Consider the following 23,699-nt stretch of genomic DNA (forward strand, 5'->3'; position numbering starts at 1 on the left):
GTTTCAGTTGCTTTCACTTCTCTTGCTCTTACATCATGTGACAGAGAATTGGATCAGTCATCATATCTTAATGAGCCTGAAGAAAGTGCTATGACAAGACCTGAGTCGTTCAGACAAGCTCTAGATGGAGTTTATACAGCCTTTAAAACTGTAAACCTTAATGGCGTAGGAGGAGTTTCTTATTACGGAGGCGATACAGGAAGTCAACTTATAGTCGCTGACCTAACTTCTGATAATCTTGTAAGAAGTCCTGCAGGAAGAGGAAGTAATTTTGCTGCATCAAACTTTGAATTTTCTTCTGATAATACTCAAACGACTGGCTTATATGGTGCTGCCTATAATGCAATAAGCAAAGCAAATTTTGTATTAAAGTATATTGATAATGGTGTTCTTACAGGGGCGGCAAAAGCAAATACTGCTGCTGAAGCAAGAGCTTTGAGAGCTATTATGCATTTCGACATTGTAAGAGCTTATGCTAAAATACCTACGCAGTCTACAGATGCAGGATCAAGCATAGGTATTTATTATTCTGATAAATATGACCCCCTTAATACATCTGCTAGTAGAAATTTAACTGTTTCTCAAGTTTACGATAAAATTATCGATGACTTATTATTTGCAGTTGATAATATTTCTCAAAATGATGCGGATAAAGGAAGATTAAGTAAAACTGCTATATATGGTCTTCTAAGTAGAGTATACTTATATAAGGGAGATTATGCTAAAACAGTACAGTATGGAGATTTAGCATTGGCTGCATCGCCTAGTTTAACTTCTAAAGCTAACTTTACTTCATTATGGAAAGCTACAAATCTTGATGGAGTATTATTTCAAATTTTGAATTCTGCTGCTGAAGGTGTGACTGTAGGAGTTGCTTATAACCAAACAATAGGAGGTCAAATAAGATCTGAATTTGTAGCAGATTATGATTTTTTTAATTCTTATCAAGATACAGATGTGAGAAAATCAGTATATTTTACTACTTCAAATTATAATGGAAAGACATACAATAATATAACTAAGTATTCTTCTAATGGAGGAGCTCCTAACGTTGTAACAGTAAAGTATCTTAGATCTTCAGAAGTTGCATTAAATACTGCTGAGGCTGCATATAAGTCTGGAAATGCTACTAAAGCATTAACTTTGCTTAATTCTTTAAGATCACAAAGATATGGTACGGCTACTGATCCTTACGTTCCTGGTACAGAATCAGGGCAAGCTTTACTGGATGCTATCTACAAAGAAAGAAGATTAGAATTAGCTTTTGAAAATGACAGATGGTACACATTGAAGAGATTGGGCTTACCTGTTCAAAGATCTGGAAAAGGTGAGCAATCAAATGGAACTGGAACCCCCTCTGTTGCACAAACACTAGCAAGTGGAAGCACAAAATGGCAGTGGCCAATTCCACAAACAGCTATCCAACAGAATCCAAACATCAAGCAAAACGACGGTTATTAATAAACAATAATCATATAATATTAAACCCTGCTCTAAGCAGGGTTTTTTATTTCCTTTTATTTCTTATTTTTGCTGTACAAAATGTAATATGAAAACCGTTATGGTTCTGTATCACTTTTGAACCATATAAATTAACGCATGAAATATATATTTCTTATCATCCTTTTCTTTGCTAATTTTTTCAATGCACAGGTTGTTAATAAAACAGATTCTAACAAGCTTGGAAAAAAACTGGCTGATACTTTAGTCATTGACTCTGGAAAGAAGGATTCTTTAAAAATATTCAAACCTACCATCAATGATTATCTTTATCAGACTCAATTTTCTGAAAAGAAAATATTTGATACGGTGATGACTTACGAAAAAACATACATCTTTTCACAATATAACAATAAGGATAACTTTGGGAGAGTTCAATTTCCTAATGTGGGGGCGGGATTTAATCCTCTTTCTTATGAGGTGAATGCAGAGCAGAATCTTTCACTGTTGCCTTCCAATAAATCTTATGGAATTATTGGGATTAATGACGTGAAATATTATGACGTAAAAACTCCAACAGCAACTTTTGTTTATCATAATTCTATAAAGAACGGAGCGGTTTTAAGATCTACCTACACTCAAAATATTGGGAAGCGATTTAATTTTGCTTTGGAATATATGGGACTGCGATCACAAGGTCTTTACAGGAACTCATTGGCAGCTAATAATAATACACTATTCTCTGGACACTATCTAAGTAAGAGCGGAAACTATGAATTATTTGCTCATTACCTGCATCAAAATGTTAATAATCAGGAAAACGGGGGAATTGTGGCTGATGATCTGTTCCAGAGTGGGAACAGTGATTTCAGAAACAGAATCAATGCAGAAGTGAATCTTGCATCTTCAAGTTCGCAATTTGGATACAGAAGATATTATTTAAGCCATCAGTTTACTCCTTTTAACGCTGAAAAATTTCCTTTTAGGATCAGGCATACCATTTTTAACCAAGGGAATAAATATTATTACTCCCAAAATGCTTTAGAAGGGTATTGGTACGATACACCCGCCGAAATCGTTAATGGTTTTCCTCTTTCAACAAAGAAATATTCCAATAATCTAAGCAATACTGTTAGTCTGGTTTGGGATAATGAAAAGTTCAAACTGGATGCAGGAGTGCGTTATCAAATGATAAAGTTTGGAGCAACGCAAGTTACTCTGCCTACATTACAGATTCCAAATGAGATTAAAGAGAATAGAATTGGAGCAGTAGGAAACTTACAGATAAAGCTTTTAGATAAAATCCAGCTTAATTCATTTGCGGAATTTTCTAATGGAAGTCAGTTCGGAACTTATGTAAAAACTACTAACAACATTAAATTTGAACCGATCAAAGATTACTTTGTAAATGCTAAAGTAAATTTCCAGAGTGCTTATCCTTCTTTTAATTATCTTTTAAATACTTCTGTTTATAATAATTTTAATTATTATAAACAGAATGTTAAAAACCAATCGATAACTGAGATTGGTGGGAATATTAATTTAAAATGGTTTAAAACAGAATTGTTTGTTAATTATTTCAGAATAGACAATTTTACTTATCTCGATGCGGCATCAATGCCTAAACAAAGTCAAGGGTCGCTGAATATTTCTCAGATCGGAGGAGATGCTACATTCAGTTTTGGTAAATATCATTTAAATACAAGAGTGCAGTTTCAGAACGCGCTAACAAATAAAGATTTGTATCCGATGCCTGGATTTATAGGCCGTGCTAATTTCTTTTATCAGACCAAAGCGTTTAAAAATGCTGCAGAAATCCAAGCTGGACTGAAAGTTTACTATTTCTCAAAGTTTGCTTCAAGAGAATATTTTCCGATACTTAACGAATACATTTTACCAAGAGCGGATTCATTTTCAATCGGGGGACAGCCTATTGCCGATGTTTATATCAATATGAAAGTTAAAAAAATGTTCTTCTTTATTGAAGGGCAACAGATAGGTACACTTATCTCATCTAATAAAGCCTATGCATTTCCACATTATCCGGTTTATGATTTTAGACTGAACCTTGGAATTGTTTGGTATTTGTTCAACTAAAATCATAACACCAGTTGAAAACAATCAGTAAAATATCATTTAATGATATAGAAAATATACCTCAGTTAATAAAAGATTTTTTAAATCATAAAATTGAGGGTTTTGAAGAAAATACATTTTCATTAGACCATTTTAGAAAAAAAATTCATCTAAAACAAGAATCTTTTACTTCAGAACAGAGAGTGGTATTATCCACCGCTCTTGAACAACAGTTATCCGGACTCATACTTTCTAAAAAGCAAAGGGAAAATTTAAACAACATAAAGCTTCCTGATACTTTTACTATAACAACAGGTCATCAACTAAACCTTTTTTCGGGGCCTGTTTTTTTTGTGTATAAAATTTTACAAACTATTAAGACTTGTTCTTATTTAAAATTTAATTTTCCGGACTTTAATTTTGTTCCTGTATATTGGATGGCTTCTGAAGATCACGATTTTGCTGAGATCAATCACTTCAAAACCGAGAATAATTATTACGAAATTAATGAAAAGTCTGGTGGACCTGTCGGGAGAATTCAGATAAGCGATACATTTTTCATTTCTGAGTTTGAAAAGGAATTTAAGGATTCTGTTTTTGGGACAGAGCTTATTTTAATGCTTAAAGAAGCTTACAAAGTCGGGAATACTCTTACAGAAGCTATAAAGACATTAGTGAACAGACTTTTTTCAGAGTTTGGTTTGTTAATCATTGATGGGGATTCAGGCATATTGAAAAATCAGGTCAAAGAAATTTTCCGGGAAGAGTTAATTCATTCTGCATTATATCATGCTTCTAAAGAAAAAGTGAAATTTCTCACAGATAAATATGGAAAGGTTCAGGTGAATCCCAGGGAAATTAATTTGTTTTACCTTTCTGACACGAGAGATCGGATAGAATTGGTAGGAGATCATTATAGTGTGGTGGATACTCCCATCCGGTTTACAAAGGAAGAGATCTTAAATGAGTTGGATAAAGCCCCGGAAAGATTTAGCCCTAATGCATTAATGCGTCCGGTTTATCAGGAAAAAGTATTGCCTAATTTAGCCTATATCGGGGGTAATGCAGAAATTATGTATTGGCTTGAGTTAAAAGACTATTTTACTAAAATAGATATCCCTTTTCCTGTTTTGATTCCCCGAAACTCAATGTTGTTCTTACAGGAGAAAGTATTAAAAAAAATAGATAAGCTTGATCTGAAAGTTGATGATTTCTTTCAGAATTTTGCAGCTATTACGAACAACAGGATCTTAGATAATAGTAGTATTCTCAGGTTACTTGAAGAAAAAGAATCTCTTTTGATCAATAGCTTTTCTGAATTACGGTCTATCGCCGAAACTACCGAGAAATCTTTTGGAAATATGGTTAAGGCGGAAGAAATTAGACAGCTCAAATCTTACAAAAGGATGAAAAAGCGACTTCTTCATGCAGAAAAGATAAAACAAAGTGAATTGCTTGAAAGGTTGGAAAATTTATTTTTAAACGTACATCCTTCTAAAACATGGCAGGAAAGGGTTTATAATTTTAGTGTATTTTTCGCTGATTATGGATATTCATGGCTTGAAACTTGTTTAGAAGAAATGGTGGTTCAAGAATCAAAATTAATAATTGTTGCCATTTAATTTTAAAGGAGTATTTTTGTAAATTATAATTATCTACTATGATAAAAAGGTTTTTTATTCTATCCAGTTTATGTATGGTTTTGGGCGTTTCCGCTCAACAATCACATACCGTAGTTAAAGGAGACAATCCTTATAATATTGCCAAGAAGTATGGTATAACGGTGGATGAACTGCTGAAACTAAATCCAAAATTTAAAGATGGAAAGTTGACAGTCGGTGATGTGCTTACAGTTAAATCTGATAAAAGCACTTCTGCTCCTGTTACAAAAAGTGCTGTCATTGAAAAAGCTAAACCCAATGCTCAGCTTGGTAAAATTGTATTACAGCCGAAACAAACCATCTATGGAATTACAAAGCAATACCGTATTTCTGAAACTGACTTGAGAAAGCTGAATCCTGAATTGGATTCTCATATGAAGATCGGTGATGAGATTACATTACCTTTTGAAAGCATAAAAAAATATGGAGGCAACCAACAACCTGTTGTAGCTTCAAAAACTGTAGAAGCAACTGCTAATAATACTCCATCAACTGCCGTGGCAACGGATGAGGATAGCTATACAATTCAATCAAAAGATAATTATTACAGAATTACAAAACAATTTGGAGTTAGCCAGCAAGAGCTGTATGCTTTAAATCCTGGATTGGAAGAAAAAGGATTAAAACCAGGAGAGGTTATCCGTGTTAAAAAATCAAATAGCAATGTTGCTAATGTGATTACGGAGCCTGTTAATCCTAAAACTAAAATTGATTCAGGCAACGAAAAGTCATCTGCTAATAATTCCTCTAACGTGAATGAGGAGGCAGGAGATGAATATGTTACTTACACTGTTCAGCAAGGAGATACTGTTTTTTCTATTGTCAATAAATATGGTATTTCCATTGACGAATTAATCGCTTTAAACCCGGATTTAACCCACGGACTAAAGACCGGAATGATTTTGAAAATTAAGAAGCTTGATCCTGCATACATTAAGAAAAGCGGAGATGCTTTAAGTGTTGTTTTGATGCTTCCTTTCGGCTATAGTACAAATGAAACTCAATATAGGGGAATGGCAATGGATTTTCTTACAGGAGCTAAATTAGCCATTGAAAGAAATGCAAGAAACGGTCAGAAACTGGATATTAAAGTAGTTGATTCCGGTAATGAAGCTTCATTTAGGAATTCATTGACTCAAATCAATCCTAATAATACAGATTTAATTATAGGCCCATTCTTTAAATCGAATGTCATTGATGTTTTAGACTTTACTAAAAGCCAGAAAATTCCAATTGTAGCGCCGTTTGCAAATTCTCCGGAATTGTATAACTACAGTAATCTGGTTATTATTGAAACGAATGATCAAACCTATGCGGATAAAATTGTAGATGAAGTAAAAACTGTATACTCGGATCAAAAAATTTATATAGTTGCAGACAGCAAAAAGGAAAATGCAAATTATATTAAAGCTGGTCTCGAAAAGGCAGTGAAAAATCCAAATGTAACAATTGTAAGTTCTCCTGCAGAAATTAAGGCAGACCAGAATATGATGACGGGACAATCTGCTCCTGTAATAGCTATTTTAGCAAGTGATAACGATAGTACGGGCGAGGCTTTTTCAAATAGAGTTATTGCCCTGACAAAAGAAGTACAGGGAATAAAAGCTTTTAGCATGTATTATGCTCCAAGTTTTGAGAAAAAGGTAGACGACCTTAGTCAGGCGAGTTTGGTTTATTTAATGGACAGAAAAATCAATACGGACGGAAGTTTTGAAAAAGAGATTTTGGCAGCCTATAAAGGTAAATATTGCAAGACTCCTCCCAAATATGCAATTATTGGTTTTGATGTTGTCAATGACATGTTAACCAGAGAGAATAAAAAAGGAGAAATTTTTAAACAAATGAATAAAGTTCAAACTCAGCTTGCAACCAAGTTTGAATTTGTAAAGTCCAAAGCTAATGGAGCTTATGTGAATACTGGTTATCGTGTAATCCGATTAGTTCCTTAGTGAAGTAGATTGGATGAAAGAAAATCTTCACATTATGTTTATATTTGCATAATATTTTAAATTATTAGATGAAAGCACTTGTATTTCCTGGGCAGGGTTCTCAGTTTGTTGGGATGGGAAAAGAACTATATGATTCTCGAAAAGACATAAAGGACCTGATGGAATCTGCCAATGAAATTTTAGGTTTCGATATTTTATCCCTTATGTTTAATGGGACAGAAGAAGATCTAAAGAAAACCGAGGTTACTCAGCCTTCTATTTTTATACATTCTGTAGCTGCTTTAAAAGCTGTAAATGGACTTGGTGCTGAAATGGTAGCCGGTCACTCTTTAGGAGAATTTTCAGCATTGGTCGCTAATGGAGTTCTGTCTTTTGATGACGGTCTTAAATTAGTATCTGAGCGAGCAAAAGCAATGCAGGAAGCTTGTGATATTAATCCAAGCTCAATGGCTGCAATTTTAGGATTGGAAGATGCCAAAGTTGAAGAAATTTGTGCACAGATCAATGGGATTGTTGTTCCTGCAAATTATAATTGTCCTGGACAACTTGTAATTTCAGGAGAAACTGCTGCCGTAGAAGAAGCTTGTATTAAATTGAAAGAAGCGGGAGCAAAAAGAGCATTATTGCTACCTGTTAATGGGGCTTTTCATTCTCCATTGATGCAACCTGCACAAGAAAGATTGGCCGCTGCTATTGAACAAACTAAATTCAGAAAAGCAACGATTCCAGTTTATCAGAATATTACCACGACTGCAGTTACAAATCCTGACGAAATTAAGAAAAACCTGATTGCTCAGTTAACAGGTCCTGTAAAATGGACACAATCTGTTCAGAATATGATTAAAGACGGAGCATCTAACTTTGTAGAAGTTGGACCAGGAAAAACTTTACAGGGATTGATCAAGAAAATTGATAGTTCTGTAGACGTTGCTTCGGCAATCTAAAAAATAAACAAATGGGCGAAATATTTTCACCGGGAAAGCTCATGCTTACTTCAGAATATTTCGCTATAGATGGAGCTCTTGTCCTAGCGGTACCAACCAGGCTGGGACAAGAGTTTTTCTTTGAAGAAACGGAAGATGGGAAATCATTGGTTTTTTGGGAAGCTTACCATCAAAATAAACTATGGCTGAAAGTGATCATTGATTATTCCTCTTGGAAAATCCTTGAGACAAATATAGCTCCCAGTGCCGAATTTCTTATAAAAACGTTGAAAAACGTCCAAAAGCTTTCTACTCGTAAATTCCAGAATGCAGATTCATACTTTTTAAAAACAAATCTACAGTTCCCTTCCGATTTTGGATTGGGAAGCAGTTCAACATTAATGAACAACCTTTCTGTGTGGGCTGATACAGATCCTTTCATGCTAAATAGTCTAAGTTTGGGTGGAAGTGGTTATGATATTGCTGTCGCAAAGGAAAAATCAGCAGTTTTGTATCAGAATAAACCGGTAATACAATATAAAAGAGTAACCTTTGATCCTATCTTTAAGGACGACTTGATTTTTATCCATTTAAATCAAAAACAAGACAGCAGGGAAGCAATCGAACTGTATAAGTCTAAAATAAAATCCCGGAAACTGATCGAAGTATTTTCTGCCCTTACCAATGAAATTCTATTATGTAATGAATTAAATGATTTTTGTCATTTAATGACTGTTCATGAAAGAAAAATTTCTGATTTTCTGAATATTCCTACCGTTAAAGACAAATTCTTCTCCGACTGTCCGGTTTTTGTGAAAAGTTTGGGTGCCTGGGGGGGAGATTTTGTAATGAGTGCCAAATTTAGGGGCTTTGAGGACTATTTTCGGGGAAAAGGTTTTGCGACTATTTTTGAATGGACTGATATAATTGCTTGATATTTAGTAATTTGCCGTTCTGTTTTTTTCTTTGTCATTCTGACTTATATCATTATATTTAACCACCTGTAACACTAAATTAATATTTAATTTTGTTGGACTAAAAAAAGAAATAGAAAATATAAGTAAAATGAAACACGCTAAAATCATCCAGGATTTGCAAAAATTAGGGATTAAGGGAGACTACGAAATAATATATAATCCCTCATATGAGGAATTATTTCAAGCAGAAGTTTCTCCTGAAAATCAGGGTTTTGAGAGAGCTGAACTTACGGAATCTGGTGCAGTATCAGTAAAAACAGGAATTTTTACTGGCCGTTCTCCAAAAGACAGATACATTGTTCAGGATGATGTTACAAGAGACACAATTTTCTGGGATGGCAAAGTGAACTTGCCTACAACAGCAGAAATCTTCAAGTCTTGTAAAGAATTAGTGCTAGACCAACTTTCTTCTTCTAAGAAAATTTATGTAGTGGATGCATTTTGTGGAACAAATGCTGACACAAGACTTAAAGTGAGATTCATCGTAGAAGTTGCATGGCAGGCGCATTTCGTTACTAATATGTTCATCCGTCCATCTCATTATGAGCTGGAAAACTTTGGAGAACCTGATTTCACTGTTGTGAACGGTTCTAAAACAACGAATCCGAATTGGGAAGCTCAGGGACTAAATTCCGAGAATTTTGTAATGTTCAACCTTACGGAAAAATTACAGATCATTGGAGGAACCTGGTATGGAGGAGAAATGAAAAAAGGAATGTTCGCAATGATGAACTACTACCTTCCGCTAAAAGGAATGGCATCTATGCACTGTTCTGCAAACGTAGGAGAAGAAGGAGATGTTGCTTTGTTCTTCGGCCTTTCCGGAACAGGTAAAACAACTTTATCCGCTGATCCTAAAAGATATCTTATTGGTGACGATGAACACGGTTGGGATAACAATGGAGTTTTCAACTATGAGGGAGGTTGCTATGCAAAAGTAATTGACTTATCGGAAGAAAAAGAACCGGACATTTTCAGAGCAATTAAAAGAGATGCTCTTCTTGAAAATGTTGTTGTAAATAATGGTGTTTCTGATTATACTGATAATTCAATCACTGAAAACACGAGAGTTTCTTATCCGATTTACCATATTAACAAAATTGTACTGCCTTCTAAAGCTGGGCATGCTAAGAAGATTGTTTATCTTTCAGCTGATGCATTCGGAGTATTACCTCCGGTTTCAATTTTAGATGAAAATCAGGCTCAATACCACTTTTTATGTGGATATACTTCTAAATTAGCAGGAACTGAAAGAGGAATTACTTCTCCAGAACCTTCATTCTCTCCGGCTTTTGGTGAGGCATTTCTTACGTTACATCCTACCATGTACTCTAAAACCTTGATTGGTAAAATGAAAGAACATGGAGCAAAAGCTTATTTGGTAAATACAGGATGGAACGGTACAGGAAAAAGAATCTCATTAAAAGATACAAGAGCCATTATTGATGCAATAATTGATGGATCTATTGAGAACGCTCCTAAGGCACAAGTACCTATTATGAACTTGGAAATTCCTACTTCTTTACCCAATGTTTCAGAAGGCATTCTGGATCCAAGACATACATACAGTGATGCTTCAGAGTGGGAAGAGAAGGCTAAAGACTTAGCATCAAGATATATTAAGAATTTTGAACAGTATTGTAACACTGAAGAGGGGAAAAAGCTGGTTGCTTCCGGACCTCAATTACAAGAACAAACAATATAAAAAAAGAAAAGCCTCATCATTGATGAGGCTTTTTTATGTATTAAAACATCCTAAAAGCTTAATAAAGCCAGTCTGTATCCTTTCATTCCAAAGCCGGATAATACAGCATCTGTGTGAGCCGCTGTTACTGACTTTTGCCGGAATTCTTCTCTTTTATAAATATTGCTGATATGTACTTCAATCTTAGGTTTCTGTATATTCTTTAAACAGTCGGCTATCGCATAAGAGTAATGAGTAAAAGCCCCCGGATTGATAATAACAGCATCAAAATCATCTTCCTGAAGTCTGTTAATTAATTCTCCTTCAATATTCGATTGATAATAGTTCAGTTCGTAAGAAAGGAATTCATCTTTTAATTTTTCCAAATATTCATCCATTGAAATTATTCCATAAATTTCAGGTTCTCTTGTACCCAACAGATTTAGATTCGGTCCGTTTATGATTAAAATTTTCATAACATAAAATTAAAAAGTTTTTTTCGATTAGTGCGGATATTTTACGGGTTTTATTTGAAGGGAATGTTTTACATTATTTTTAATGATATTTCTCATGTTTAAAAATTTAACATTTTCTCTAATGGTTTATTAACAGGTGTCTTAAGTGAAAATTAAGTTAATTTTTGAGAATTTAAAATAAAAAATAAATTAGTCTACTTGTTTTATAGACTAATTGTTTTTAGATTTGCAACCATATTTCGATCGGCTTATAAAGAAAGATGGAGGGAACTGACCCTACGAAGTCTTAACAACCTGCATGATGCAAGGTGTTACATTCAGCCTTTTAAGGAAAAATAAGCATTTGGTTAAATCAATTTCTTGATGCCCTTTGCTGTGTTTTCCGCAAAGGGTGTTTTTTTAATATTTAACAAATAAAATTGATTATGGTTAGTAAAAGTTTATTAAAAGCTGGTGTTTGGATTTCACCCGGTGCTTTGTTTTTCTTAGGCATTATTAGTGTTAATGGGCAGGAGATAAAGCAGAAGAAAGATACGCTTAGGGAAAAAGATATTGATGAAGTCGTTGTGGTAGCTTACGGTAAAGCGAAAAAGACGAGTTACACAGGTTCTGTAGCGACGATCTCCAGCGAAAAGATTAATAATCGGCCGGTAACCAATATTACAAAAGCTTTGGAAGGGCAGGTAGCGGGATTACAGGCAGTAAGTGCTTCAGGCCAACCGGGTGCTACGGCAACAATCCGTATCAGGGGGATCGGATCTATTAGTGCCTCAAGTAATCCTTTATTCGTGGTGGATGGAATTCCTTTTGATGGAAATATCAATTCTATCAGCCCAAATGATATAGAATCAATTAGTGTTTTGAAAGATGCTACGGCAAGCTCTCTGTATGGATCAAGAGGTGCTAACGGAGTGATTATTGTGACTACAAAGTCAGGGAAAAAAGGAGAATCACGAATCAATTTTAATATCAGTCAGGGATTTTCCAGCAGGGCTGTAAAGGACTATGAACAGGTTACCACGGACCAGTATTTTCAATTATATTGGGAAGCAATGAGAAATGGATATAAATCAGGACAGGTTTCAGCACAACAGGCTGCACAAATGGCCACAGATAATCTTGTGAATAATCTGGGCATCAATCCATATGGTTCTAACTATGCAAAACCGGTAGGGACAGATGGAAAACTGCTGCCTGGAGCAAGGCCTTTATGGAATGATGACTGGAGGGATATACTACAAAGAGTGGCCTCAAGAAACCAGGTTGATCTTGATTTTAGTGGCGGAAATGAAAAAGGAAACTATTTTTTCTCATTGGGATATCTTGATGATAAGGGTATTGCCATAGGATCCGGATTTACAAAATACAGTACGAGATTGAAGATTAATAATGAAGTGAAAAAATGGTTAACAGTTGGAGCAAACCTTAGCTATACCAATAGTCTTCAGGAGGCACCACCATCTTCCGATTCAAGAACTGATAATATTATTAATGCAGCCAGAGTAATTCCTTCTTTTTATCCATACTATGAAAGAAATCCTGATGGAAGCTATAAGCTTGATGCTAACGGAAATACAATTTACGACTTCGGAAAGTACAGGCCGACAAGTGCTTTGCAAAATCAAAATGCAGCAGCAACTTTGCCATTAGACAAAAATGAAAACAGGGAAGATAACTTTTCAGGAAAAGGGTATTTGGATTTTACCTTCTTACCGGAATTAAAATTTAAATCCAGTTTTTCAATTGACCTGGTAAATTATAATGGGCATTATTATTCAAATCCGTTACTTGGGGAGGGTAGTGAAATCGGAGGTTCGGTGACCAAGACAAATTCACGGACATTATCTTATACAACCAGTAATATCTTGACCTATGACAAAAAATTCGATCAGCATCATTTCAATATTCTAGCCGGACAGGAGTTTTATCATTATGAGTATCAGACGATATCCGGAAGCCGAAGTCAGTTTTCTTTACCTTATTATTATGAACCGGATGCAGCGGCTTTATTAGGAGGTTTTAGTGGTAATAGTGATAAATTAGGTTTACTGAGTTTTTTAGGTAAAGCAGAGTATGATTTCAATAACACTTATTTTATTTCCGGATCTGTAAGATCAGACGGATCTTCCCGTTTTTCACCTCAAAATAGATGGGGAACTTTCTGGTCAGTAGGAGGTTCGTGGAAGGCGTCTAATGAGCAATTCATTAAAAATCTAAATTTCTTTAATCAGCTAACCCTTCGTGCGAGTTACGGAGGACAGGGAAATGATAAGTTGAGTACTTATTATGCTTACCAAAGTCTTTACGCATTTTACAATAATCTGGGAGAAGGAGGAACAGTTGCTAGCAGGCTTCCCACTCCTGATCTTAAGTGGGAAACCAATCTTAACTTGAATGTGGGGCTGGAATTTGCTATTCTTAAAAACAGGGTTAAGGGTAATGTGGAATATTTCCAGCGTCAAAGTAAAGATCTTTTATTTGACAGGCCTTTGGCTCCCTCTCTTGGTTTTAGTGGTTATTCAGCGAATATTGGAGAATTGAAAAATACAGGCTTTGAATTTTCATTATTCACAACTCCGATTAAAACGGACGATTTCCAATGGGATGTTGATGTTAATGTAACAACCCTAAAAAACAGAATTACGAAACTTCCTAAAGGCCCAATTGTAACAGGAACTAAATTATTGCAGGTTGGGGGTTCTGTTTATGATTTCTTTATTCCGGAATGGGTTGGAGTTGATCCAAGTAACGGTGCTCCGCTATGGAAATATGTTTATCAGGATGCCAATGGGAATACAATAGAAGGAACAACTTCTGAATATGCAAAGGCGACAAAAACATTGCAGGGTTCTTCTTTGCCTAAATTCTCCGGTGGAATCACTACAAATATTACATATAAGGATTTTGATTTATCCGCGCTGCTAACTTTTAGTGTTGGAGGAAAAATTCTTGATACAGATTACACCATGTTAATGTCAAATGGAAGCAATGCTGGAAGGGCATGGAGCGCAGAGATGTTAAACAGATGGACGCCTGAAAATCCCAACACGGATGTTCCGGCTTTAAGTACAACGACAAATAACTGGACTTCAACGTCCTCAAGGTTTTTATACTCGGGGACTTATGCCAGATTGAAAAATGTGAGTATCGGATATACGTTACCTTCAGATTATTTCGGAAGACTGGGACTGAAAAAGTTCAGAATTTATCTTCAGGCTGAAAACCTTTTAACTTTCTACAAGCACAAAGGAATGGATCCCGAGCAAGCTATAGATGGTACCACTTATTACAGATATCCGGCAATGAGAACAATAACATTCGGTCTTCAGGCTACACTTTAAGTTTATATTAAAACAATCAAAACAATGAAAAAAATAAAATATATATCATTTATACTTATAGCAGCTTTCTCTTCTACTGCATGTACTAATGATTTGGAAACAGCTCCTACTAATCAGGCTAATGAAGCCGAGATATTCAAGACAGCTGAAAGTGCTGAAACGGTGATTAATGGGACATGGGCAAAATTCAATGATGACGGGCCTACCTATGCTAACATTGGCTATTCAACAGTATTACGGGCCAGCGATGCTATGGGAAGTGATGTCGCTGTCCTTACTAATAAATATGGCTTTGCATCGGCTTACGCTTTTACCGATTTAGTGAATAGTACCGGAAGTCGTTCTCAATTTGTATGGAGTTTATTATATTCTGCAATCAATAACATGAATAATGTGATTAGTCGTATTGATGGAGTAGAAGGAAGTCAGTCTAAAAAGGATCAGGTTAGGGGCCAGGCAAAAGCTTTACGTGCTTTTTGTTACTTGAATTTAGCAAGCCTTTATCAGTTTAGTTATTTAAAAGATAAAAACGCTTTAGTAGCTCCAATTTATACAGAACCTACAACCACAAATTCTGTAGGAAAAAAGAGAGCTAGCCTTGAAGAAATTTATACTTTGATTAAAAACGACCTATCAGAGGCAGGACTTTTATTAGCAAATTATACAAGAAATAATAAGGATAAAATTGATAAGTCTGTAGTATATGGATTATTGGCCAGGACTTACTTAAATACGGGTGAGTGGACTAAGGCTACTGCTGCTGCTCAAATTGCAAAAGCTAGTTTTCCGTTGATGGCTCCCGAAAAGTATAAGGACGGGTTTAATGATATTACCAATGGGGAATGGATCTGGGGACATGGTCAGACGCAGGAACAATCAGGGGAAAGCTATGCATTCCATTATTTAGATGTTTCTTCATCAGGAAGCTATTACTACAGTTTTATGGCGGACCCTTATTTTAAAGATTTATTTGACACCAATGACATCAGGTACCAATTGTTTCAATGGGACGGACTTCCCGGGAGGGAAGGTCTCTTGAGATATGCTAAATTTAAGTTTAAAGCCAATCTCATTGCTGATATTGTGTTTATGAGATCAGCTGAAATGTATTTAATTGAAGCTGAGGCAGAAGCCAGAAATGGAAATGTGACCAATGCTGTGGCAGTTTTGAATCAACTGAAATCAGCGAGACAGGCTAATCTGTACAGTGGATCTTTAGCCCAGAATGATGTGATCAAAGAAGTCCTGATCGAAAGAAGAAAGGAATTGTTTGGAGAAGGATTTTCATTGTCTGATATCATAAGAACTCAGGGAACTGTAGTAAGAAAACCTTTTACTGATTCCAATGGTCAGCCAATTAAAGTACAAGTAACAACTCCGGATGGAACTGTAAAAACAGTGAATGGAAGAGGACATTCTGTATTTTCTTTTCCTGATCAATCTGCCTTTGCGCCAAACAGTAAGTATTATTTGTTTACGATTCCGCAGAAGGAGGTGGAGAATAACCCGAATTTGTAGCCTATTATTTAATGAGGAGGTTTTCCATAAGTCACCAATCTAATGATATTTAAAAAATAAATTCCCCGCTAAAAGCGGGGAATTTTTTATTTACTTTTTTATAAGGTAAATAAGTTGTTCATGATTCTTATAATCCTTAAAGCCGATTTTTACGGAATCTAGTGTATTCCTTTTGCTGATATCATCGTAGTACATCACAATATTATCATTATTCAAACCACCACAAAAATCACAGTGAAAATTGATAAACCGACTATGGTCGCTATCCTCAACACTTAAACCTTTTTGATTGGTTTTTAAATCTTTGATTTTAATACTTAAAGCAAAGAAATTTTTGTTGATTCTTTGATCATTTTTCGAATTGTATTTAAAAGTTGTAAAAACTTCCTGAATTAAATACTCTGTCCGGTTAATTGTTATTTTATTGCTGGTTGGTTTATACACATGGATCAGTAATTTTTTCTCTCTTGCTTCAGATATGTCTGCAGGTAAAAATTCAGTATCAGAACCTACACACGAAACAGTGATTGAAAATATTGCCCATAAGAAAATCAGATTTTTCATAATTTATTTAATATCATAAAACTTAACTAAATGCTTATCAAATATAAAATTATTAATGAAGAAATTAATATTAGGAGCCATCATACCTGAATATATTCTAGCATTATACATTGCTTTCAATGATTGCTCCACTACAGTAGTACAACTTGAAGTAAGCAGTTTGTACTTCGTTGAGATTACATTTCTTGCAGCAGCAATTCCGCGATTGATCTGGGCTCTTGTCGCTCTGTAAACAGCAACCGCATCATACCTTTTACCTGGTGAAACCTTGGTGCTGTAGAAGTCGTTAATTTCCTCAATACTTTTAAAATTTTGATCAGTTTTAAGAGTTTCTCCATATACCCCTCCATTTTCATGGGTTCCATCCTTAGATATATAAAGTAGTGTACCATCTGGATTTTCAAATGCTATGGCTTCATGACCTGCTCCGTTAGCACCGCCATAATCGTGAAGAACACTTACTTCATAAGTCTTTTGTAGATGCTCCATCGCATGATTTAATCCAGCAACAATTCCACCGATCACAGCACCCTGCCAGAAGTTACCTCCGGACAATTCGGCACCTACACCTCCTGAGATAGCCCCAAAGAGTACCTTTCCTACGGTTTGATTAGCAAAATCTTTAGCAAAAGCACCAAATGCTGAAGCTCCTAAACTACCCAATGCCCCTGAAAGCATTGCCTGGTGGAAAGATCCACCCTGCATTAAGGATAAAGTTCCTTGAGCAATTCCATGTACTGTGGCTTGCGCTAATGCTACACCTGTTTGAGCCATTACCTTCAAAGCTGTATTAGATACCTGCACTGCAGATTGAATGGCGGGGGCAAAGAGCTGGCCTATACCAAAGGTGACGGCACCCGATATAGCACCAAATACAGTAGATTTAAATAATCCCAGAAGAGAAAACTTCTGTCCTGTGATAATAGCACTTACAATGTAACTTGCCGCACCAACGATCGCTCCGATAACTACTGCTGCCAATAAAGCAGACTCAATACCGAAGATGTATTCACCACTTGGGTCATTAAATAACAATGGATTATTCATTACATATCCATACTTATTATAATTCTGGGTGTTGTAAGGTTCCTGAATATTCTCATCAGCATTTAAAAATCTTCTCAACAGTGGATCATACAATCTTCCGTTCATGTGGATGATTCCTATTTCGGCAAAATGTTCATGACTGGTGTATCCTCTTTCAATCAGTAACGCTGTATTGTCAATAATATTCTTATCGGTAATAATAGCACCATTTCCAACTTGAAGATGGGTGAAATTACCCCATGCATCAAAATGTCTTTGTTCTAGTTTATTTCCTGCTTCATCACTGATGGCTAGGATACTTCCAATATAATCTTTATGAAGGAATTTATATGAGCCATTGGTTTCGTTATAATCTTTCAGGAAAATAATATTACTCTCATAAGGAGTTCCTCCAATGTAAAGAACATGCTTTTCTTTACCTGTAGTATTATCTAATACGACTTCAAAACTTCCATCTCCGCTATAGAATTTAGTAAACTTACCATCTCCGTCAGCTGCAAAGTTACCTCCATAAGTAACCCTTTGTCTCATGCTTGTTAATCCATACTGGAAGGCTACATCTCCTTTTTGACCATCAATAAATACCGGGTCATTGTTCTCGTTATAAACGATACTTTGAATCAGGTCATTATTATAATTCTGAGTTCCTGCAGCATTTAAAGTCATTCCTGTTGGTTGGTAAATTTTGGCAGAATTATTAAACTTAATAGTTCCAACCTGATCGTTTTCTAAGATTCTTCCTTTCTCGTCGTAGACATTACGGTTACTTGAAGGTTTGATTCCTGTTACAGGGTTGGTCCAGTTGATCAATCTGTTGTTGTCATCATAATCAAATGATTCAACGATATTAAAATCACCCCCCGTTGTTCTGCTTTTCAGCTCGTTCTTTATTGCATCAAATGAATAAGAAAGTTGTAAAATACCTGGCTTTACTTGTGAGGAATGGTTTACACTTGCTAAGAATCCATTAGGATCATATACGTTATTAACCTCTGAAGCTCCAAGTTTTGCTTTTAATACCTGACCCTTGGCGTTAGCCTGCATTAAGGTCCATAATATTTTACCTGATGTTTTGTCTTTTACCTGGGAAAGTTCCCCGTTCCATGTACTATAAACGTTCTCAATATCTATCTTTGTAAGCACTCCAGATGAATATAGGCTCTTCTCGTAAGAAATCACCCTTCCTTTATCATCATAGGTAACTCCTTTCTGCATATAGTATCTACCGTTGCTGTTTTCAGATGCAGATAAAAGTCTTCCTTGTTGGTCGTAAACTTGACTTGAGCTGTACGCTTTTCCTTTAGAAGTTCCGGTTTTAGAAATTACCCTTCCTTTATTATCATAAACAAATGAAATCAGTTTATTGGTTGCAGCCCCTGCATCTACTGTTGAAATTTCTTTCTGAGTGATCAGCTGACCGACAGTATTATAGATATACTCCTTCGTCCCTTTAGGACTGATGATTTTTTTAACCTGATCAAAACCATCATATTCATATGTGTATTTTCCGTTGGATGGATCAATATGTTCTGTCTTTCTACCCCAAACGTCATATTTTGTTGTTACAACGTTGCTTCCATATTGAGCAGTCAGCTGCTTTCCAAGGGAATTATACGTGAAATTAATAGTCCCTCCTTTATCTGTTGTAGAGATTACATTGCCTAAAGCATCTACCGTTTTGGTCGTTGTTCTTCCATATCCGTTAAGCTCTTTTAAAGTTGTGACAGTTCCTGATACCCAACTTTCCGTCTGTTTGCCATTAAAGAATGAAGCTGTCATTTTAGCTGGGAATACACTATCATCATAGGTAAATGTGTTCCACTGGATATTGGCAGGCAAGTCTTCAGTTGCCTGGTCAAAGTACGGCTCGGACTCTTTAATTTTTCTGCCTAAAGCATCAAACATGCGGTAAACTGCTACGAATTTCCCTTGCTCAAAACCTTTAGTCTGGGTTTTATATTCCTGACCCAATTTGTTATTATATTTTCTAGAGATACTTCCATCTGCTTCATATGTGATCACCATGGTATTTCCCTGGTCATCTTTTATATACTGGTAGCTAGTAGTTCCACCAATATTTGTTTTGGCAGTCAACTGTTTTCCCCAGAAATCATAAGTGTTGGTTGTTGTATTTCCTGATGGATCTGTCTCGCTCAAAATCTGTCCCCAGTTATTATAGGTAATACTGGTTTCTAATCCAAGGTTGTCCGTTTTCTTTATAACAAATCTTCCCTTATCATCATATTCGCTTTTGTTAATTCTGAACTGTGAATCACTTCCGGCTGTAACTTTCTTCTCAATGACATTACCGAATCCATCATATTTATAATCCTCGGTAAGATTGTCCGAGAAGTTATTGGAGAAGTTATTTCCAGAAACATTAATTACTGTTTTAGGGAGATTATTTTGGTACAAGTAATATTGGCTTACTTTATTGGTCGTATTATAAGCCGCATGCTGCATAGTTTTTGCATCCAAATGACCAATGAAATAATCTTTTCCAATTCCTGAAGGATTATGAGTGTAAATAAAGTCCGTCGTGGTTACTGAAAAATTATCATTAACATTGGAAGTGGTTTTAGACGGCAGGTAGTAGGTATTGTAAATAGCTGTTCCTGCTGTTGTAACATTCGTCAAAAAGTCCTTAGCTAATGTAGAGGTTGCGACAGTAGCTGTTACAACTTTAGGTTTGTCAGCATCAGAAACTGTTGTAACAACTTGCCCGTTGAGAAGTTTATCTGTCTTATAAATTGTTGATTTGTAATTTAATAACTGAGTGTTGTTCTCAGAGATATCTGCCGGGAATATCAGGTTTTCATTATTGGTTCTGATGGACCACTCTTTTACCGGAACTCCGTCCAATAAAGGGTCTATTTGTATACCCGACCAAATTTTAGCATTTTCAAATCCGGCAGCATATAAGGAGGAGCGGGCAGTTTGACGGAAGCCAATTACCCCTCTTCCTGTAAAGTGACTTAAAAAACCTCTGTATCTGAAATCCTGGATCAGAGTACCGGCTGGCGTATACTGTTTAATCTGTGATACAGCAGCGGATAATGGTGCTTGCTCCAATTCAAAATAAGGATAAAGTTCTTTTTGTACGGGCTGATAAAAATTAGCATCTGTTTTTGAGTTAAGTTCTTTGTAGCTAATCTCTGTGGTGATTCCTCCTTGCTTGATATTCTTAGCTCTTGCCAAAGCGGGTACATAAGGATATCCATACTGAATCACATAGTTGTAACCGCACCCGATAACTCCAGAACAATCATCTGGTTTTCCTAAAAGGATAACCTGTTGGTTGTCTTTATTAATGGTCAAATTACTAAAAGGAATTACCTTTTCGTTAAAAGACTTTAACCAGTTTCTTGTTTTGTAGAAGTTGATACCACTATTAGTTTGGATCGAAACTGTGTTTTCAGTATTATAAGGTTGTGGAATGCTTGCTCCCAGAATAGTAATAGGAGGATTGTAAACAATACTTTTATCATTGGCTCCGGATACTTTGTTAACAGAGTAAACTGTAACATTGGTATTAGTCCATTCCTTGTCATGGTGAGCATTCCATGTATGGTCAGTAATTAAAACATTTGAAACAATAATTTCAGATTTTCCATCGCCATCCAAATCTGCTGTATTATACTGGAAATATCTGCTCATACCATACGCACATCCACTTTCAAAGAAGGTATTATGAACACCTTGTGTTAAGGTTTCGGTTCCTGAAGAGTAGAAAATAAAGTTATTGATGTAGAACTGATTCAGCTTTTTCCCATCAGATAAAAATAAATTCCAGTTATAAGATTTATTGCCTTGAGGAACTAAGACATCAATTTTGCTGTCGCCGTTAAAGTCACCGTATAGTGCACCATTGAAGAATCCTCCCAATGCTTGTCCTGTGAAGTTTCCTACATTGGATAATACAAAGTTTCCTGCAGATATTTTATTGATATTAAATACTTTGGTCATAGTACCATTGGAGCTATTGAGCCAGATAATATCCTGGATTCCATCTCCGTTAAAATCTGCGAACTGGATTTTCTTTGCAGCTCCTGTTCCCTCGTCATATTTGTAAATGCTTTCGGCAACCGGAAGGTTTTCACTTAGATCAAATAATATGGATGAGTAAAAACTTGTTAAAGTACTTCCTGGAATAATGTTTACCTCTCCATTGTCGATCGGAGGTACTCCATATTCTTCAGTATTGGATGAGTTAACTGAAGGCTCGATATAAGGGAGTGTAGGCGGCGTAGTTTCATCCAAGGCAACAGGATTTGAAATAGTTTTACCAATAGGTTCCGGATCAAATCCTCCATTAATACATGTTCTCGTTCTTCTGAAATTAAAAAGAAGTTCCGTAATTCCGTCCCCGTCATAATCATAGCTTGTCAATTCCGATAAGCTTACAACCGAATAGTTACAGCCCGTCATAGGAAGATCGTCATCTCCGGGATCACCAATAGCATACTGATCATACGTAATTAGTTTCGAATATTCCAGCTTGAATCTGAAATCTGAAATATCTACAGAGTATACCAATAATTCATAATTGGGTTTTTTAGGATCTCCTGTAGCAACGGTATGAGGAATAACAATTCCTGCTTTGTTTTTTACGTATCCGTCTTTTTTGAAAGTCACAGATGCCGCCTTACCAAACTCAGCAGCTGTAAATCGATTAAGTTCATACTGTAGCGGCATAACCGGAACATCTTTGTACACAGAGCTCTTAAAGTTCAAAACACCTACCTGTGTGGATCCCGCAGTCCCTGGAGTGGGAACGTATTCCAGATAGTCTGTGATACCATCCATATCAAAATCACCATATTTTTTGGTATTGGTCGTGGTGATATTATATTCTTTAGTTGTTTCCTCTCCTGCAGTCTGAGCAGGTTCATATTCTATAGCTATGGGATTGGCTGCCTCATTATTACTGTTGTATTCCGTAATCTTATTGACAAACTGATAACTCGTACCATTATCCGTATATTCTAATGCATATCTTCTAAACTGATTACCATTAGTGGAAACGACAACCTCATTTAATAATTTGTCCTGATTGTAATAAAATCCCTGATGATAGGAAATCTCCTTAAAAGTCCTATCCAGGTTATAATTGAACGAAATTTCATTGAAATGTGGTTTATTCAGGGTTTCATTCCCACCCCATTTTATTTTCTTTATCCGGGTAACATCCCCACCTGGAACTGGTTGAGAAGTAAGATATTGGTTCTTCTCATATTCATAGGTGATGTAATTCCCCTGGGCATCCATCCATTTTACAAGATTATATCCCATAGAGGTTCTGGCTGCACTATAATGCTCCGGATCGCTGTATTCAGTATCTCCATACCATGCCTGCGAGCCGTCATCAAAGGTAACATGGAACAACATGGGTCCTTGAACTCCATTTTTTGTTCCTAATGATTTGATTTTGATATTGGAGTATTTCTCAGTAACATATTCAGCTCCATCTTTTCCATATTCTCCGGATTTAAGAATGAGCCTCTGTCCGTTAAAGCTATAATTATCTGAATAATCGAGCTGTACTGATTTGGTTATTCCGTCTTTTTCAATATTCTTACTTATTCTAGATACTGCTGTTATTCCTGAAATATCCCAACCATAACCCGCAATTCCATTGACAGAACCACTTGTATATGTCAGGTTGATCTGAGGTGCTACACTTTTTATTCCTGGAGGTAAAGCTATTGGTAAGCTAAATTGCAGTTGTCCGGTTCCGGAAACCTCTATATTTCCTTTGGTATCATGGAAACTCTGGCCTGTTGGTGCAGATGTCCCGGTTGGATTACCGGCTCCCGCGCCGGAATCTGTAGGTCCCCCACCTGGGTTTTCAGTAGAAGGCCCGATCTTTGCCACAAAAGGATTTGAAGTGCCGGAGGAGGCCTTAAACCCTTGAGCCAAGACCACGGTTTGCGGATCCTGTACTGTTCTTGATGTACTTTCCTGCTGATAGAGTATGGTCTGGGAATAGCCCAACACCGAACAGAGGGAAAGTACCAATGATGAAAGAATCTTCATATTCTTG

Annotated in this window: 12 protein-coding genes and 1 riboswitch; of the genes, 9 read left to right on the forward strand and 3 right to left on the reverse strand. The window is 36.0% G+C overall.

The genetic code is table 11. The annotated features are described in order from the left end of the window. Positions 1-48 precede the first annotated feature (48 nt). From PFY10_15140 to pckA, 7 genes are all read left to right on the forward strand, one after another. Positions 49-1,461: a RagB/SusD family nutrient uptake outer membrane protein gene (locus PFY10_15140; GenBank protein WBV55563.1), complete on the forward strand. Its 1,413-nt coding sequence runs from the start codon at positions 49-51 to the stop codon at positions 1,459-1,461. Between the two features lie 138 nt (positions 1,462-1,599). Further along, positions 1,600-3,537 carry a hypothetical protein gene (locus tag PFY10_15145; protein ID WBV55564.1) on the forward strand — a complete coding sequence of 646 codons (1,938 nt, stop codon included), beginning with the start codon at positions 1,600-1,602 and terminating at the stop codon, positions 3,535-3,537. Between the two features lie 14 nt (positions 3,538-3,551). Then, positions 3,552-5,138, forward strand: a complete 1,587-nt coding sequence (gene bshC, locus PFY10_15150; GenBank protein ID WBV55565.1) for a bacillithiol biosynthesis cysteine-adding enzyme BshC — start codon at positions 3,552-3,554, stop codon at positions 5,136-5,138. 38 nt (positions 5,139-5,176) lie between these two features. Further along, entirely contained in the window at positions 5,177-7,126 is a 1,950-nt protein-coding gene (locus tag PFY10_15155; GenBank protein ID WBV55566.1) for a LysM peptidoglycan-binding domain-containing protein, read from the forward strand. Positions 7,127-7,194: 68 nt separating this feature from the next. Beyond that, entirely contained in the window at positions 7,195-8,070 is an 876-nt protein-coding gene (fabD, locus tag PFY10_15160) for an ACP S-malonyltransferase (protein ID WBV55567.1), read from the forward strand. An 11-nt stretch (positions 8,071-8,081) separates the two neighbouring features. Then, on the forward strand, positions 8,082-8,984 hold the full coding sequence (locus tag PFY10_15165) for a GYDIA family GHMP kinase (GenBank protein ID WBV55568.1): 903 nt from the start codon (positions 8,082-8,084) through the stop codon (positions 8,982-8,984). 130 nt (positions 8,985-9,114) lie between these two features. Then, positions 9,115-10,731 (forward strand): phosphoenolpyruvate carboxykinase (ATP), encoded by a 1,617-nt coding sequence (gene pckA / locus PFY10_15170; protein WBV55569.1) that lies wholly within the window; start codon positions 9,115-9,117, stop codon positions 10,729-10,731. Positions 10,732-10,781: 50 nt separating this feature from the next. Here pckA and PFY10_15175 read toward each other — a convergent pair whose 3' ends face one another. Further along, on the reverse strand, positions 10,782-11,186 hold the full coding sequence (locus tag PFY10_15175; protein WBV55570.1) for a 3-dehydroquinate dehydratase: 405 nt from the start codon (positions 11,184-11,186) through the stop codon (positions 10,782-10,784). A gap of 245 nt (positions 11,187-11,431) precedes the next feature. Further along, a riboswitch (SAM riboswitch) is annotated at positions 11,432-11,528 on the forward strand. An 83-nt stretch (positions 11,529-11,611) separates the two neighbouring features. Between PFY10_15175 and PFY10_15180 the strand changes: the two genes are divergently transcribed. Both PFY10_15180 and PFY10_15185 read left to right on the forward strand, forming a co-directional pair. Next, a complete protein-coding gene (locus tag PFY10_15180) occupies positions 11,612-14,527 on the forward strand; it encodes a TonB-dependent receptor (protein ID WBV55571.1) in 2,916 nt (971 codons plus the stop codon). Between the two features lie 24 nt (positions 14,528-14,551). Then, a complete protein-coding gene (locus tag PFY10_15185; GenBank protein ID WBV55572.1) occupies positions 14,552-16,045 on the forward strand; it encodes a RagB/SusD family nutrient uptake outer membrane protein in 1,494 nt (497 codons plus the stop codon). A gap of 90 nt (positions 16,046-16,135) precedes the next feature. Here the strand turns inward: PFY10_15185 and PFY10_15190 are convergent, their stop codons facing one another. Together PFY10_15190 and PFY10_15195 are read right to left on the reverse strand one after the other, a co-directional pair. Next, positions 16,136-16,609: a hypothetical protein gene (locus PFY10_15190; protein ID WBV55573.1), complete on the reverse strand. Its 474-nt coding sequence runs from the start codon at positions 16,607-16,609 to the stop codon at positions 16,136-16,138. 3 nt (positions 16,610-16,612) lie between these two features. Continuing rightward, on the reverse strand, positions 16,613-23,692 hold the full coding sequence (locus PFY10_15195; GenBank protein WBV55574.1) for a SpvB/TcaC N-terminal domain-containing protein: 7,080 nt from the start codon (positions 23,690-23,692) through the stop codon (positions 16,613-16,615). Between the last annotated feature and the right edge of the window lie 7 nt (positions 23,693-23,699).

The sequence above is a fragment of the Chryseobacterium daecheongense genome, assembly GCA_027920525.1.
In the GTDB taxonomy this organism is placed as follows: Bacteria; Bacteroidota; Bacteroidia; order Flavobacteriales; family Weeksellaceae; genus Chryseobacterium; species Chryseobacterium proteolyticum.